Annotated in this window: 16 protein-coding genes; all 16 read left to right on the forward strand. The window is 47.5% G+C overall.

The window, feature by feature from the left end:
- The 16 genes from ftsH (at position 1) to greA (ending at position 16,210) form a co-directional block, all read left to right on the forward strand.
- Complete coding sequence (gene ftsH / locus ACYCS5_RS15060; RefSeq protein WP_340953579.1) at positions 1-2,040, forward strand: ATP-dependent zinc metalloprotease FtsH; 2,040 nt, start codon at positions 1-3, stop codon at positions 2,038-2,040.
- A gap of 277 nt (positions 2,041-2,317) precedes the next feature.
- Positions 2,318-3,931: an L-aspartate oxidase gene (gene nadB, locus ACYCS5_RS15065; RefSeq protein ID WP_459761284.1), complete on the forward strand. Its 1,614-nt coding sequence runs from the start codon at positions 2,318-2,320 to the stop codon at positions 3,929-3,931.
- A complete protein-coding gene (gene nadC / locus ACYCS5_RS15070; RefSeq protein WP_459761285.1) occupies positions 3,921-4,811 on the forward strand; it encodes a carboxylating nicotinate-nucleotide diphosphorylase in 891 nt (296 codons plus the stop codon). Before nadB ends, nadC begins: the two co-directional genes overlap by 11 nt.
- Positions 4,812-4,817: 6 nt before the next feature.
- Positions 4,818-5,585, forward strand: coding sequence for a type III pantothenate kinase (locus tag ACYCS5_RS15075; RefSeq protein WP_039274025.1), 768 nt, complete (start codon positions 4,818-4,820; stop codon positions 5,583-5,585).
- A 218-nt stretch (positions 5,586-5,803) separates the two neighbouring features.
- A complete protein-coding gene (gene hslO / locus ACYCS5_RS15080) occupies positions 5,804-6,688 on the forward strand; it encodes an Hsp33 family molecular chaperone HslO (RefSeq protein WP_025718327.1) in 885 nt (294 codons plus the stop codon).
- 20 nt (positions 6,689-6,708) lie between these two features.
- The gene (locus ACYCS5_RS15085) at positions 6,709-7,653 is read left to right on the forward strand and encodes a peptidyl-prolyl cis-trans isomerase (RefSeq protein ID WP_459761286.1); all 945 of its coding nucleotides are present in this window, start codon (positions 6,709-6,711) and stop codon (positions 7,651-7,653) included.
- 239 nt (positions 7,654-7,892) lie between these two features.
- Positions 7,893-8,831, forward strand: coding sequence for a cysteine synthase A (cysK, locus tag ACYCS5_RS15090; RefSeq protein WP_029514630.1), 939 nt, complete (start codon positions 7,893-7,895; stop codon positions 8,829-8,831).
- Positions 8,832-8,957: 126 nt separating this feature from the next.
- Entirely contained in the window at positions 8,958-10,580 is a 1,623-nt protein-coding gene (locus tag ACYCS5_RS15095) for an anthranilate synthase component I family protein (RefSeq protein WP_029514631.1), read from the forward strand.
- A 5-nt stretch (positions 10,581-10,585) separates the two neighbouring features.
- The gene (gene pabA / locus ACYCS5_RS15100) at positions 10,586-11,161 is read left to right on the forward strand and encodes an aminodeoxychorismate/anthranilate synthase component II (RefSeq protein ID WP_029514632.1); all 576 of its coding nucleotides are present in this window, start codon (positions 10,586-10,588) and stop codon (positions 11,159-11,161) included.
- A gap of 3 nt (positions 11,162-11,164) precedes the next feature.
- A complete protein-coding gene (locus ACYCS5_RS15105; protein WP_029514633.1) occupies positions 11,165-12,061 on the forward strand; it encodes an aminotransferase class IV in 897 nt (298 codons plus the stop codon).
- The gene (folP, locus tag ACYCS5_RS15110; protein ID WP_165150714.1) at positions 12,058-12,924 is read left to right on the forward strand and encodes a dihydropteroate synthase; all 867 of its coding nucleotides are present in this window, start codon (positions 12,058-12,060) and stop codon (positions 12,922-12,924) included. The genes ACYCS5_RS15105 and folP overlap by 4 nt, the downstream gene beginning before the upstream one ends.
- A 449-nt stretch (positions 12,925-13,373) precedes the next feature.
- Complete coding sequence (gene folB / locus ACYCS5_RS15115) at positions 13,374-13,736, forward strand: dihydroneopterin aldolase (RefSeq protein ID WP_013368705.1); 363 nt, start codon at positions 13,374-13,376, stop codon at positions 13,734-13,736.
- A 9-nt stretch (positions 13,737-13,745) separates the two neighbouring features.
- Positions 13,746-14,294, forward strand: coding sequence for a 2-amino-4-hydroxy-6-hydroxymethyldihydropteridine diphosphokinase (folK, locus tag ACYCS5_RS15120; protein WP_029514636.1), 549 nt, complete (start codon positions 13,746-13,748; stop codon positions 14,292-14,294).
- Entirely contained in the window at positions 14,246-14,446 is a 201-nt protein-coding gene (locus tag ACYCS5_RS15125; RefSeq protein ID WP_176715713.1) for a helix-turn-helix domain-containing protein, read from the forward strand. The genes folK and ACYCS5_RS15125 overlap by 49 nt, the downstream gene beginning before the upstream one ends.
- A 44-nt stretch (positions 14,447-14,490) precedes the next feature.
- A complete protein-coding gene (gene dusB / locus ACYCS5_RS15130; protein WP_165150712.1) occupies positions 14,491-15,519 on the forward strand; it encodes a tRNA dihydrouridine synthase DusB in 1,029 nt (342 codons plus the stop codon).
- Between the two features lie 214 nt (positions 15,520-15,733).
- A complete protein-coding gene (greA, locus tag ACYCS5_RS15135) occupies positions 15,734-16,210 on the forward strand; it encodes a transcription elongation factor GreA (RefSeq protein ID WP_013308160.1) in 477 nt (158 codons plus the stop codon).
- Positions 16,211-16,222 lie beyond the last annotated feature (12 nt).

Below are 16,222 nucleotides of genomic sequence, written 5' to 3' on the forward strand. Positions count from 1 at the left end.
ATGAATCGGTTCATCCGGAATTCTGGTTTTTATTTGATTCTTTTTTTAGTTGTGGTGGGTATCGTTCAGTTTGTTAGTAACAGTAACGAAGCCTCCGATCTCCCTAGATATGACCAATTACGGCAAGAGGTTAAAGCTAATAACATCTCTAAAGTAACGGTCCAATTTGACGGTTACGCCTATCTTGTAACCGGTGCATATAAGAAGCAGCCGGCTAATGCTAAATCGACCAATTTTTCCGTATATGTTCCACCAACGGATCAAGCACTAAGTGAACTGGTAAATGCCAGCGAAACGAACGGGTTTGAATATGTACAGAAGAAAATGGAAGGCGAAAGCATCTGGCTGACGTTTTTGACTTCTATCATTCCTTTGGTGATCATGTTCCTGTTGTTCTTCTTCCTGTTTAATCAGGCACAGGGCGGTGGCGGCAAAGTTATGAACTTCGGCAAGAGCAAAGCCCGTCTGTATAACGAAGAGAAGAAGAAGGTTACGTTCGAGGACGTGGCAGGGGCTGACGAAGAGAAGCAGGAGCTTGTCGAAGTCGTAGAATTCTTGAAGGACCCACGCAAGTTTGCAGCTGTGGGCGCTCGTATTCCGAAAGGTGTTCTGTTAGTGGGCCCTCCAGGTACGGGTAAAACACTCTTGGCAAGAGCTGTTGCAGGCGAGGCTGGAGTACCGTTTTTCAGTATCTCAGGTTCTGATTTTGTAGAAATGTTCGTCGGGGTCGGTGCTTCCCGTGTTCGTGATTTGTTCGAGAACGCTAAGAAGAACGCACCTTGTATCATTTTCATTGATGAGATTGATGCCGTTGGACGTCAACGTGGCGCTGGATTGGGTGGCGGACATGATGAACGTGAGCAGACGCTCAACCAATTGCTCGTAGAGATGGATGGATTCGGCGCAAACGAAGGTATTATCATCGTAGCTGCTACAAACCGTCCGGATATTCTCGACCCGGCGTTGCTTCGTCCAGGACGTTTTGACCGTCAAATTACGGTTGACCGTCCAGATGTTAAAGGCCGTGAAGCAGTATTGTATGTACATGCTCGCAACAAGCCGTTAACGAAGGATGTTAAATTGGACGTAATTGCGAAACGTACAACAGGCTTTACAGGCGCTGATCTCGAAAATCTGTTGAACGAAGCTGCCTTGTTGGCGGCTCGTCGTAACCGCAGGGATATTTCGATGCGAGAAGTAGATGAAGCCATCGACCGTGTTATCGTAGGTACAGAAAAACGCAGCCGCGTAATCAGTGACCGCGAGAAACGAATTGTTGCTTATCATGAAGCAGGCCATACGATTATTGGTTTCTTCTTGGAAAATGCCGACATGGTTCACAAGGTAACGATTATTCCACGTGGACGTGCAGGCGGATATGTCATCATGCTTCCGAAGGAAGACCGCATGCTGACAACTAAGCAGGAATTGCTGGACAAAATCACTGGATTGTTGGGTGGACGCGTATCCGAGGAACTGTTCATTGGTGAGATCGGAACAGGAGCCTATAGCGACTTCCAACAAGCAACAAGCATCGCACGTAGCATGATCGTAGAATATGGTATGAGTGAGAAACTTGGTCCGATGCAGTTCGGTACTTCACAAGGCCAAGTATTCCTTGGACGCGATATCGGTCATGAGCAGAACTACAGTGATCAGATCGCTTATCAGATTGACCAGGAGATGAATCGTTTCATCACTGAATCTTATGAGCGTGCTAGAGAACTCCTGACCAAGTATTCCAAAGAGGTTCATTTGATTGCTCAAACCTTGCTGGTAGAAGAAACCTTGGAACTTGAACAAATCAAACGTTTGATTGAGACAGGTTCTTTGGATGGTGGCACGACTGAGGGAGAAGGAACACCGGAAAACGGTGAGCCTGTGATCGACAACATTGGAGACGTCCGTGTACGTATTCAAGGTAAGGATGAAGAGCCTAAGAATACAACAGATCAACCGAATGATATCCCTAATCTGCAAAAGCCAGAGGATGATAACAATTCGGGCAACTCCGGTGGTACTCCACCGTCAACAACCTAATCATTCAATGGATAGTTGAATAAGCTTATATGCAAGCTCCGGGGAACCAGGTATTATTGGTTTTCCGGAGCTTTTTAAATGGAAGATTATTGCTAACGTGATTTGACAGACACCGGAACGTTGTGTACATTTATTGTTAAATAAACGGCTGTCGTCTTCTTAGCTTATAAAAGCCAACAGCTGCTGCAATCGACTTTCTATTATTTTGAACATATACGTGAGCGCATACTGTAGAACCTATGGTGTGCGCTATTCTTCTGTGAAATCAGGTGAAGTCATGATTCCAAGATATCTAGTTGATTTTGATGTAGCGGAATTGACCCGATTGGAAGCCGACGTGTTAATTATCGGCTCGGGCATTGCGGGCTTATATACAGCCATTAAGGCTGCAGAGAATCGGAAAGTGTTGCTGATCACCAAGAAGACTTTGATGGAAAGCAACACACGTTATGCTCAAGGCGGCATTGCTGCTGTCACATCGGATGAGGATACACCTGCTTATCATATGCAGGACACCCTGATTGCTGGTGCAGGTTTGTGCGAACCTGAGGCGGTCAGAACGCTTGTCCATGAAGGTCCAGGTGGTATTCAAGAGTTAATACGTATGGGAACGGCTTTTGATCGTGTGGATGGTGAACTAGCATTGACACGGGAAGGAGCGCATAGCCATCGGCGTATTCTGCATGCGAATGGGGACGCTACGGGTTATGAAATTGTTCGTGCGTTGTCAAAGCAGGTTGCTGCTCATCCCGGTATCGAAGTGTGGGAAGAGTGCATGGTCATCGACCTGCTGACTGAGCATGGTGAGTGTATTGGGGCCCTCGTCCAAAAGCCAGGTGGGGAAAGGTCGTATATCACTGCTAATGCAACGATTTTGTGCTCAGGAGGTAGCGGGCAATTATACCGTTATACGACCAACCCGGATATTGCAACCGGGGATGGTATTGCTATGGCGTATCGTGCTGGGGCGATTGTCCGGGATATGGAATTCATACAGTTTCATCCTACGGCGTTGTGCCATCCGGGCGCTCCAAGGTTTCTAATTTCCGAAGCTGTACGGGGAGAGGGAGCCGTGTTACGCAATATTCACGGAGAACGCTTCATGGACAAGTATGATTCACGGCAGGAGCTTGCACCCAGAGATATCGTAGCTCGTGCTATCATTCATGAGATGGAACGCACCCAAGCTGCGTTTGTATACTTGGATATTACGCATGAGCCGCCTGAGCGGGTGAAGCGACGTTTTCCAACTATTTATCGGACATGTCTGTCATTTGGTTTGGATATGACGACAGACTGGATTCCCATTGCGCCTGCTGCCCATTACATGATGGGTGGTGTTCAGACCAATTTACACGGGGAAAGCTCCATTGCGCGTTTATTCGCTTGCGGGGAGACCTCTTCTACAGGTGTTCATGGAGCTAATCGTCTTGCGAGCAATTCATTATCTGAAGCTATTGTATTCGCCAGCAGGATTATTGAGCGACTGCATTCATTGCCACCGCTGGTCGGCCATACGTTGATATCTTATAGCGATAACCGCACAGAGTTCCCGGCTTCATCCGTCACGGAGCAACGGCTTAAGCTGCAAGAAGCAATGGTTCGTTATGCTGGAGTTCGTCGGCACGGCGAGGGGCTGCAAGCAGCATTAGATGAGCTGCAAGGGCAAATGCCTATTTTCGGGGCTGTGATCGCTAGCCGGGAAGAGATCGAATTTGCCAATTTGCTCACATGTGCTTTATTAGTAACAGATGGTGCGCTACTGCGTGAGGAGAGCCGGGGAGCGCATTATCGCGAGGATTTTCCTGAGACAGATGATAGCGCCTGGCGAAAGCATGTTCAGCAGCGACGTGATCAAGGGATAACGGAGGAGTACGTTCATGACATCTAACAGCGAGCTTTATGGAGAGTTTAGTGGATATCAGGAGGAACTGACGGCACAAATTCGCAGCTGGCTGCGAGAAGATACGGGCTCTGGCGATGTGACCACGCGCTGGACGATTGAGCAGGGCCACCAATCCAAGGCTGTCATTCATGCCAAGGAGAGCGGCGTAGTTGCGGGTTTACCCGTGGCTGCCCTTGTATTTCAGGTAGTGGACCCTTCCTTGTCGTTTACTCCGCTGGTGACCGATGGACAGTGGATTGAAAAGGGAAGCGTTTTGGCTGAAGTAAATGGAAGTACCCATGCGATTCTGACTGGAGAGCGACTGGCGTTAAATTTGCTCCAACGAATGTCTGGCATTGCCACGCGGACTCGAGCTTTTATAGATCAATTGCATGGTTTGTCCACCCGATTGGTGGATACACGCAAAACAACACCGGGACATCGGCTGCTGGAGAAGTATGCTGTTCGTGTAGGCGGTGGCTCGAATCATCGCTTTGGCCTGTACGATGCTGTTATGATTAAGGATAATCATATTAAGGGCGCAGGTGGGATTGAACAAGCTGTGAGTCGAGCGCGCGCTAATATACCGCATACGATGACGATTGAAGTTGAGACGGAAAACATGAAACAAGTGCAGGAAGCCCTGGAAGCTGGGGCGGATATCATTATGCTGGATAACATGTCTGCCCCAGATATGAAGGAAGCCGTTCGGTTCATTCGAGAACGGGCACCACATGTCAAAACAGAAGCCTCGGGCAATGTATCGCTGGATACAGTGCGTGAGATGGCTGAGAGTGGCGTAGATGTGATTTCTGTAGGCAGGCTGACATACTCTTTCAATAACCTGGATATCAGCCTTGACCTTAACGCAAAGAAAGATAGGTGACACCCATTGATTCTTGTAGTGGATGTAGGTAATACCAATATTGTTCTGGGGATGTACGAAGGGCGGGAGCTGTTGCACCATTACCGGATCAGTACCTCCAGACAGGCAACCGCAGATGAATACGGCGTACTCATACATAATCTTTTTAGTATGGGTGGCGTATTAAAGGATGACATCCATGGAGTTATTATTTCCTCTGTCGTTCCGCCATTGGTCCGTGTATTAGAAGAAATGTGCGATAAATACATAGGCAAAACGCCGTTAATCGTCGGACCGGGAATCAAGACCGGTCTTAACCTGCGTTATGAGAATCCGCGTGAAGTAGGTGCGGATCGGATCGTGAACGCTGTTGCGGCTGTCGAACGGTTCGGCGGGCCGCTGGTTGTGGTGGATTTTGGAACCGCGACGACGTTTGATTGTATTGACGATAAGGGAAACTACCTGGGTGGTGTAATTGTACCGGGTATCGGGATTTCGACAGAGGCACTGTATCAACGGGCTTCCAAGCTGCCCCGCATCGAGTTGGAGAAACCCAAAAAGGTTATTGGTCGTAATACGGTTCATGCCATGCAAGCTGGGATTATCTTCGGTTATGCTGGGCAAGTGGATGGCATTGTGAGGCGCATTAAGGAAGAAATGCAGGCGGAGCCTACGGTTATTGCTACCGGAGGTCTTGCAGAGCTAATCGCATCAGAGACAGAGAGCATTCAGAAAGTGTTGCCGATGTTGACGCTCGAAGGATTACGTATCATTTACCAACGTAACGCTGAATAAAAAAGTGGATATAAGCTGCCGCTGCGTCCAACCGATGATCTTATCGGTTTGGATTAGCGGCGTTTTTCGTCTATACTGAAATATGTTACGTTTTTGAACAATTCGCGTGATCTGTCGATGCAGGTTGTTTATATAGTAGGAAATTATGCTTCAATGATGAGCAATACTAACGAAAATAAGCAGCATAGCTGTCCTGGAGAATAGGGGAGGATATCAATATGGAAAATAAGCAGGATCGACTTATTCGTGGCACAGCCATGGATGGGAGGGTTAGAGCTTTTGCTGTTCGGACAACTCAATTGGTAGAGGAATTGCGGAGAAGACATGATACGTATCCAACGGCTACCGCTGCTTTGGGGCGAACCCTCACAGCAGGAGCTATTATGGGTTCTATGCTAAAAGGCAAAGAGCGATTGACCATTCAAGTTAAAGGTGATGGACCAATTGGGCAAATCGTCGTTGATGCCAATGCTGTAGGGGAAGTGCGAGGTTATGTTACTGAACCACATGTGCATTTGCCGAGCAATAGTATGGGCAAACTGGATGTAGCGGGTGCTGTAGGTACAGAGGGGTTCATTCATATCATCAAGGATTTGGGGTTAAAAGAACCGTATCGCGGCAGTACTCCGATTATTTCTGGTGAACTGGGTGAGGACTTTACCTATTATTTTGCCAAATCGGAACAAACCCCGTCAGCGGTGGGCTTGGGTGTGCTGGTAGATACTGATAACTCGGTTATTGTGGCCGGTGGATTTATTATTCAGTTGCTTCCAGGCTTGAATGATGATGAGATAACTGCGATCGAAAATGCAGTCAGCTCCATTCCGCCCGTTACCGCTTTGCTGGATCAAGGGTTGGAACTTGATGAAATGCTGCGCTGGATGTTGCCGGACGTTCGGATTCTCGATGAATTGGATATCCATTTTCAATGTGAGTGTTCACGTGAGCGCGTGGAAAAAACATTGATCAGTTTGGGAGAAAGCGAATTAGAGCAGTTAATTGAGGAAGAAGGACAGGCTGAGGTCGTATGTCACTTTTGTAATGAGGCTTATCAGTTTAATAAAGATGAGCTGCAAAATCTGTTAGATCAAGCCAAAGCCTAACCGGATGGGCGGTGCAAGCGATGACTACACGGGAAAAGGGATTATGGACAGCTGTCATTATTCTGACCGTTAGCGTCGCCGCCTTGGGTGGTCTTATCATGCTTCGGGGGCTGCCAAAGCCGGGTGATGTAAGCAAGGATGACGGCGATCATACTGTGGCGGAGATGGGTCAGGAAGGCATATCGGAGGAACAGTGGGTAGCGGAACTGAAAAAGCGATATGGAACCAATACGCTGTTGCAAATGTTGAATCGTAAAGCCGTGCAGGCTGAAACCAAGCGTCTCGGTATCAAGATCACCCAAGAGGATTTACAGCAGGTGCTGGAGCAGGATAGTAAAGGGTATGAATCAGATCATACCTACTTTGATGAAATGCAGCGACAGTTTGGCTTAGATCCGGTTGACTTGCGGAATGAAGCGGAATACCGGATTGGTTTGGAGAAAATAGCTACGCAGGGTATTCAAGTTCGGGAAGCTGAGATTGACGAGTATTGGGAGCAGCATCCCGAGGAATTTGCCGTCGGTAAGCAGATCCAATTGGCAGCTCTTTATGTGGATAATGCGGAGGAGGCAGAAGCGCTGCTAGACCGGGTTAAGCAGGGGGAGAGCTTCGATGTGCTGATTCAAGAGCATTCACGTAAGCCTTTCGACAAAGATAGCAGTGGACAGCTGGGATGGGTGGATGAATATGATCCATTTCAACCGGAGGCGATTATGAAGGCGGCGAGAGAGCTAAGCTCTGGGGATGTTGCGGGTCCAATCTCTGTTAACGATGGCTATGCTGTCATTTATGTACAGGATGTCCGGTTGAAGAATTCTCCGGATAAGCAGCAGATCCGGCAGCAAATTCGTCGATCTCTTGCGCTTGCACAAGCCGCTCCTTTGGAAGAGGTTGAGAAGAGTCTGCGTGATAAGTATGGAGCGCGTATTTTATCTGAAAAGAATGCATCCTCCGCTTCTCTGTAACGTAGTGAAAGAATATTGGTTTGAAGGAAGCGCGATGCTGATAACGCGGGTTGACAGCATCGCAGCTTACTCACTTGTATTGACATTGGAATTGAAGATTGTTATGATTAGCGTATAAAACCCACTATTTTTATCGGAAATTAAATGAACGGTACAAAATTAAATTGATTGACTAAGAATGATCTACAATATGATTTCGCATTTTTTAATATATCATCTACAGTCAGGGAGGAATTATCATGGCTAAAGTTGTTAATAACATCACCGAACTTATCGGGGAAACCCCCCTTGTTCGCCTCAACCGGATCGTACCGGAAGATAGCGCCGAAATCTATTTGAAACTGGAATATCAGAACCCAGGCTCCAGTGTAAAAGACCGTATTGCGATTAGTATGGTAGAAGAAGCTGAACGTGAAGGTCTGCTTAAGCCAGGCGGTACCATTATTGAAGCAACTAGCGGTAATACAGGAATCGGCTTGGCTATGGTTGCTGCTGCGAAGGGCTATAAGGCAGTCATCGTTATGCCAGAAACGATGAGCATAGAGCGTCGTAATTTGTTGCGCGCTTATGGAGCCGAACTTGTGTTAACACCAGGATCAGAAGGCATGAACGGGTCCGTTAAGAAAATGGAAGAATTGCTGAGTGAAAATCCGGATTATTTTGCTGCTGAGCAGTTCAAGAACAAAGCTAATATCAAAATTCACCGTGAAACGACCGGTCCTGAGATTGTGGAAGCCATTCATTCCATTGGCGGAACTCTGGACGCTTTTATAGCGGGAATAGGTACTGGCGGAACCATTTCTGGAGCCGGTGAAGTGCTTAAGAAAGAATTCCCTGATATTAAAGTTGTGGCCGTAGAACCTGCCTCTTCCCCGCTGTTAGCAGGCGGTAAGCCAGGACCCCACAAGATCCAAGGGTTGGGTGCCAACTTTATTCCTGAAATTTTAAACCGTGATATCTATGATGAAATTATTCATGTAGAAAACGACGAAGCTTTCGAGGTAGCACGTAGAGTGGCCAAGGAAGAGGGCATTTTGTCCGGTATTTCATCTGGCGCGGCTGTCCATGCGGCTTTGAAACTTGCTAAGCAATTGGGCAAGGGTAAACGGATCGTTGTCATTATTCCAAGTAATGGAGAACGTTACCTGAGTACACCACTGTACAATTTCGAGCTGTAATTATGTCGTAATTGTGTATACTATACGTAAGGATTCCCTCATTTCCCTGTTGCAGGGGAGTGGGGGTTTCTTTTTAAGGAGAGAATGTAGACTTATTGAAAAGTTGGGAAGGGGAAGCACACACTGATGAAATCGACAGCTAGAGTGACGGAGGCGCAGTGGCAGGTTTGGCAGGAGGAAGGCTGGAGCATACTTCCCTATATCGCTGAGTACCCATTACCCGTGGGAGGGCTACCGTCATCGTGGCGGAAGGCTTGGGAGGATTCGTCGCCATATGCCTTTTTGCTGGAGAGCGCTAAAGGTGGGAGGTACACCTATCTGGCCTTAAATCCGGTTGCTGTATTGGAAGGCAAGGGAGAACATGCAGTTTGGACTGACTTGCAAAGTGGGAAGCATGGAGATATACATGGTCAACCTTTGAAAGTCATGAACAACTGGATCGCTCCTTACCGTGCACCGCGTGTACCTGGCATGCCCTTTTTCTCTGGAGGATTTGCGGGTTATCTTGGATACGATGTAGCTCGCTCGTTGGAGCGTTTGCCATCTCAAGCTGCAGACGATACGGGCATACCTGATTATGTATGGATGAGGGTGAATGAGTTATGGATTTATGATCACGAAAAATCCTGCATATATTGTGCTGTTCATATGCCCAATCCTGCCCGCTCCGGTGAATTCAGTAGCCAGACTGATTTGGCTAATGAGCTTATGGTGGATGAGACCATATCGATACTTGGCAAACTTTATGCCGAAGCGGTCCAACGTGCAGAACGCATGCTGACTCAGTGGAAGAACATCATACATGCGGGAGAGACTGATCCAGCTCATCCTCGCCGTTGTGCTCGGCTGTCCGAAAAAGGATTAGAGGCTGCTCATCAAGAATCTGAAGGTTGGACAGCGGCATTCAGCCAACAAGATTTTGAACAGGCCGTAAGACGTGTGCAGGAATATATTGCCCAAGGGGATGTATTCCAGGTTAACTTGTCGATTCGTCAGCAACGTACGCTTGCAGCCCTTCCTGAGAATATATATGAATGGCTTCGTCTGCTGAATCCATCCCCTTATATGGGTATGCTGCGTATGCCGGATTTACGGATCGTCAGTGGATCGCCAGAATTGTTGGTGAAGCTGGAGGATGGACGTGTGAGCGCCCGACCTATTGCAGGTACGAGAAGAAGGGGGCTAACACCGGATGAAGATGCCACTATGGCAGCAGAGCTTCTATCAAGCGAAAAAGAACGCGCCGAGCATATTATGCTCGTCGATCTGGAGCGTAACGATATCGGACGGATTGCCGAATACGGATCGGTGCATGTACCTGAACTGCTGACTGTCGAGTATTATTCGCACGTTATGCATTTGGTTTCTCAGGTGGAGGGGAAGTTAGCCTCAGGTCGTACAGCTATAGATGTAATTGCGGCTACTTTTCCAGGCGGAACCATTACCGGGGCACCCAAGGTGCGCACGATGGAAATCATCGAAGAATTAGAGCCTGTCCGGCGGGGGCCTTATACTGGGTCCCTTGGATGGATTGACTATAACGGTAATATGGAATTAAATATTATAATAAGAACACTAGCTGTTAAAGGCAGCACTGCCTATTTACAGACAGGTGCGGGGATCGTCATTGATTCAGACCCGTACAGGGAATATCGGGAATGTCGGAACAAGGCCAAAGCTGTCATGAAGGCGGTACAATGTGGTGAAGAAGAAGCCGCTTTGAGCAGAAGCGGTATCACAGGAGGGTGAGTCGTATGATTTTGGTGATTGATAATTATGATTCGTTTACGTACAATCTTGTTCAGTATTTGGGTGAACTTGGCGAAGAAGTAATCGTAAAACGGAACGATGAGATTGATGTGAAAGGCATAGAAGAGCTGGCACCAGAGCATATTTTGATCTCGCCGGGTCCATGCACGCCGAATGAGGCGGGGATATCACTGGATGTGATCAGCCATTTTAAAGGTCGCATTCCGATTTTTGGCGTTTGCCTCGGCCATCAGGCCATCGGACAGGCTTTTGGCGGTAAGGTTATCCGGGCTGAACGACTCATGCACGGTAAAACCTCACCGATTCTTCATCACAATACGTCAGTATTTGAAGGCCTGCCTTCTCCGTTCACAGCAACCCGGTATCACTCATTGCTGGTAGAGCGCGAGAGTCTACCTGAGTGTCTAGAGATTACCGCTGAAACCGCAGAAGGGGAAATTATGGGTTTGCGGCATAAAGAATTTGCCGTAGAAGGAGTTCAGTTCCATCCAGAATCCATTATTACGGATTACGGGCATCAGCTGTTACGCAATTTCCTAAAACGCAAGGTAGGCGTTTGATTCATGAAATATATCGGAGTCAACGGCGTCCTCACGGAAGCCGCAAAAGCCGTGGTTCACGTAAGTGATCACGGCTTTTTATACGGAATGGGCTTGTTTGAAACATTCCGCACCTACAAGGGCGCCCCATTCTTGCTGGATCGGCATCTGCATCGACTACAGGAAGGCTGCCGAATGCTCGGCATTCCTTTTCAACCTGATGAGGAGCAGCTTACGAAACACATCCAGCATCTGATGGTGGCAAATGGGTTGGATGAAGCCTACATCCGCTACACCGTATCAGCGGGTGAAGAGGTGCTAGGATTGCCGACGGGTGACTATACGCGTCCCAACCATATTTTGTTTGCCAAGCCGTTGCCCTCTACCAATACACAAATTGGGCAATCGACTTCCCCATCGGCGCTTCAGTTGTTGCGAATCCCCAGAAACACTCCAGAGGGTGAGGTTCGCTTGAAGTCGCTCCATTATATGAATAATATTCTTGCGAAACGGGAACTTCAGCAGTATGCCGAAGCTGTCCGTTATAAGGCTGAAGGAATGATGCTTACGGCCAATGGTTTCCTGGCAGAGGGAATGGTCAGCAATCTGTTCTTTGTGCGGAATAATACGCTGTATACACCTGACTTGTCTACAGGGATTCTGCCAGGCATTACGCGTGAATTCATTTTGGAGCTGGCGCATCTGCGAGACATTCCTTGTGAGCAGGGCCTGTACCGCTGGGACGAGTTGAAACAGGCTGATGAAATTTTTATGACCAACTCTATACAAGAAATACGGCCCGTGGATTTGTTGTTGGAGCCGGGAGGAACAACGAATCATTTTTCGGTTCCCTTGACGCAGCCCAGGTCCATAACAGCTTTGCTGTTGCACGATTATAGACAGAAAGCAGGGATCAAGTGAACATACCGACCCTTTATCAACGTAGTTACCGAATGGGGGATGCCGAGCTTACACTCGGACATTCCACACAGATCATGGGTATACTGAATGTGACCCCGGATTCATTTTCCGATGGAGGATTACATTATAACCCGGAGATTGCTGTTTTACATGCATTGAAGCTGGTGGAAGATGGAGCCGATATCATTGACATTGGCGGGGAGTCTACCCGTCCCGGTCATGATCCAGTAGGTGTGGAAGAGGAGCTGGCTCGGGTCATTCCGGTCGTTCAGGCCATCCATCGTATCGCACCGCACATTCCATTATCTGTAGATACTTACAAAGCTGAAGTAGCCAGAAAGGCACTCGAAGCTGGCGCACATATCATTAATGATGTGTGGGGGTTTAAGGCAGACCCTGATATGGCACGTGTAGCTTCGGAATTCGATTGCCCGGTCATTTTGATGCATAATCGTCATGACCGTAACTATAGTGATTTAGTTTCTGATATGCTGTCCGATTTAAAAGAGAGTATCCGATTAGCGCTGGATGCGGGGGTACGTGAGGAACAGATCATTTTAGACCCAGGTATCGGTTTTGCCAAGGATTACGATGAAAATATTCATGCCATGACTTCTCTCGATAGATTGGGTCAGCTGGGCTTTCCGCTGTTATTGGCTACGTCGCGCAAAAGATTTATTCGTACAGCACTGGATTTGCCTGTGAATGATGTGGTGGAGGGCACGGCGGCTACTGTTGCTTTTGGCATTGCTCAAGGGTGCCAGATTGTGCGTGTACACGATGTGGCGCAAATCAAGCGCACCGTACGTATGTGTGATGCGATGGTGTACGGGTCTAAAAATGCACTGAGTTATGGTGGTTAGGAGACGCTTCATGAATGATTTGATCCTGTGATCGCTGTTGCAACGGGATTCTTTTGAATTGGTAAAACATATGACTGTAGGAATCCCGTTGAGTATATGCTTACGATGTAGCTTTTCCTTGAAAAGCTTTGGAGGCGAGCGCTACGCTTCTCCGGATTCAAATCCTTCATTCCGCTACAACGCACCATAAAGTCACTGTATTTTTTAGAGAGAAATTAATGTAAGAAGAACGGAAAAAATAGTAGAACGAAAACGAAGTGGACGGAATGGTGCTGTACAAGCGAAGCGGTCGCCTTTGTGCCAGGATTCCAACCATTTTATCCTAATATAAGGAAATCTGGGCACAACAGCGATGGGAAGTACCATCCGACCGCGTAGTGGTGCCGCGTGTACACCTTTAGTTGAGCTTATTTAGAAAAATCTAATAAATAACAGGGGGCCTACCCACAATGGATAAAATGAAATTGCATCGTATGGAGTATTACGGATATCATGGCGTTTTTCCAGAGGAACGTAAGCTGGGACAACGTTACTATATTGATTTGGAACTGGAGCTTGATCTGCGTGAAGCGGGTGAGCAGGATGCTTTGGACAAAACGGTTAATTACGCAGAGGTGCATTACACCGTTAAAGATATTGTAGAAAAGGAGTCTTACCAATTGATTGAAGCTTTGGGCGAACGTATTGCATCTTCCCTACTGGACACTTATACTAGTGTCAATGCACTGACTGTCAAAGTCACGAAGCCGCATCCGCCATTTGATATTCATTTTCAAGGCGTGACGGTTGAGCTTTATCGCGCAAGAAAGTAGGAACGATACATGAATGCACATTCGACCTCTGAGGCATCAGAGGCTTATATTGCTTTAGGGGCTAATTTGGGGGAGCGCGAGCATACCCTGTATGAAGCCATTACGGCGCTGGACGAACATCCGGGTATCCGGGTAATACGGTGCTCCAGCCTGTACGAAACAGAGCCTGTTGGGTATCTGGATCAACCTTCTTTTTTGAACATGACGGTAGCCCTATCTACAACACTTGCTCCAGAGGAGCTTCTGGTATATATGCTGGAGGTGGAGAGTCGTCTGGGGAGAGTAAGACATATTCCTAATGGTCCACGAACCATTGATCTGGACTTGTTATGGATGGGAGCGGCACAACTGGCTACACCGGATTTGGAGCTTCCTCACCCTCGCATGTTGGAGCGTGCTTTTGTGCTGGTTCCCTTGGCTGACATCGTTCCGAACCAAGATCCGTCCGGTCTGTACAGTATCGTGCATACTGCATTGAATTCTGTGGATGGAAAGGACGGCATACAGCTTTGGAAAACATGCAGCTGGCGCAACGACTCCGCGCCTTTCGGAAACTAAAAGGGTTCACACAGCAGGAGTTGGCAGAGCGTACCGGTATATCTTTGACTGTATTAGGTGCTGTGGAGCGAGGCAATCGTACAATAGACTTAGACATGCTGAACATTATCGCCCAAACGCTAGGAATTGAAGTCCGGGAACTGACGGAATGACGATAAATAATGATACAAAAGAAAGAATAAAGGGGTGAACAGATATGTTGAAAATCGGCGGTATTGAAATGAAAAACCAAGTCGTTCTGGCTCCGATGGCAGGCGTGTGCAACCCTGCTTTTCGCCTGATCGCCAAGGAATTCGGTACAGGTCTGGTATGTGCAGAAATGGTTAGTGATAAAGCGATCATTCACGGCAACAAGCGTACACGCGAGATGCTGTTTGTAGATGAGCGTGAGAAGCCACTTAGCTTGCAAATTTTCGGAGGCGACCGTGAAACTCTGGTGGAAGCAGCGAAGGTCGTAGATCAGGAGACGAATGCAGATATTATTGATATCAATATGGGTTGCCCGGTTCCCAAAGTGACCAAATGTGATGCAGGTGCTCGTTGGCTGCTCGATCCAAACAAGATTTATGAAATGGTATCGGCGGTAGTGGAATCAGTAAACAAGCCGGTTACTGTGAAAATGCGTATTGGTTGGGATAGTGAGCATATTTATGCCGTAGAGAACGCTCGCGCTGTTGAACGTGCCGGAGGACAGGCCGTTAGCGTACATGGCCGTACACGGGAGCAACTGTATACGGGACTTGCGAATTGGGATATTATAAAAGAAGTTAAAGAAGCAGTTTCCATTCCTGTAATTGGAAATGGCGATGTGGCATCACCGGAAGATGCTCGCCGTATGCTGGATTTGACCAATTGTGATGGCGTTATGATCGGACGCGGTGCTCTGGGGAATCCGTGGATGCTCTATCGTACGATTGAGTACTTGCAAACAGGTGAGCTGTTGCCCGATCCTGCACCGGAAGAAAAAATTCGTATTGCCATTCTGCATATGGATCGTCTGGTTGCTTTGAAGGGTGAAGCAGTAGCTGTTCGTGAAATGCGCAAGCATCTGGCTTGGTACCTCAAGGGGCTTAAAGGTTCAGCACGTATTAAGGATGTCATTATGGAAGAAACAAAGCGCGACGATATGGTACGTATTTTGGATCAATTTGTATCTCAATTGCACATGGTAGAAAACGATGAGCCTTTTACAAGTGCTGCATCTCCTGCTGCTGTTGCGCAATAAGGAAGCTGTTCCTGCCTGTGCGTGCGATTGACTTTTCCAATTGCTTGCCCTATAATCGTTCAGTATAAAATCTTGATGTATGCTACAAATTGTGTGCAGCTCTCAAGACAACAGCAGGAAATGTTCTCATTCCCTCAGAGTGGCATATTATGTTTTGAAAGCGTGCATTCCGATGCACTTTTAAACTTTTCCCATGACAGGAGAATCGGTTAAGATGAGCGATAAAGAAGTCATTCTGACACAGGAAGGTCTTAGAAAGCTCGAAGATGAGCTTGAGAACTTAAAGTCTGTCAAACGCCGCGAAGTGGCTGAACGGATTAAGGTAGCCATCGGATACGGAGATATTAGTGAAAACTCCGAATATGAGGATGCGAAGAATGAGCAGGCCTTTATTGAAGGCCGTGTAATTACGTTGGAAAAGATGCTACGCAATGCCCGCATTATCAATAGTGATGAAATTGACACCGATGTTGTGGGAGTAGGCGCAACTGTGACTGTTGAAGATTTGGAATTCGGAGATATTACAGAGTATGCTATCGTAGGTTCTGCCGAATCCGACCCGCTACAGAACAAGATTTCGAATGAAAGTCCGGTTGGCAAGGCAATTCTCGGTAAGAAAAAGGGAACTGTTGTGGATGTCACCGTTCCAGCAGGCGTTATTCAATATAAAATCGTGGATATCAAGAAATAAGACACGGACTTT

This window comes from Paenibacillus sp. SEL3 (assembly GCF_054602585.1).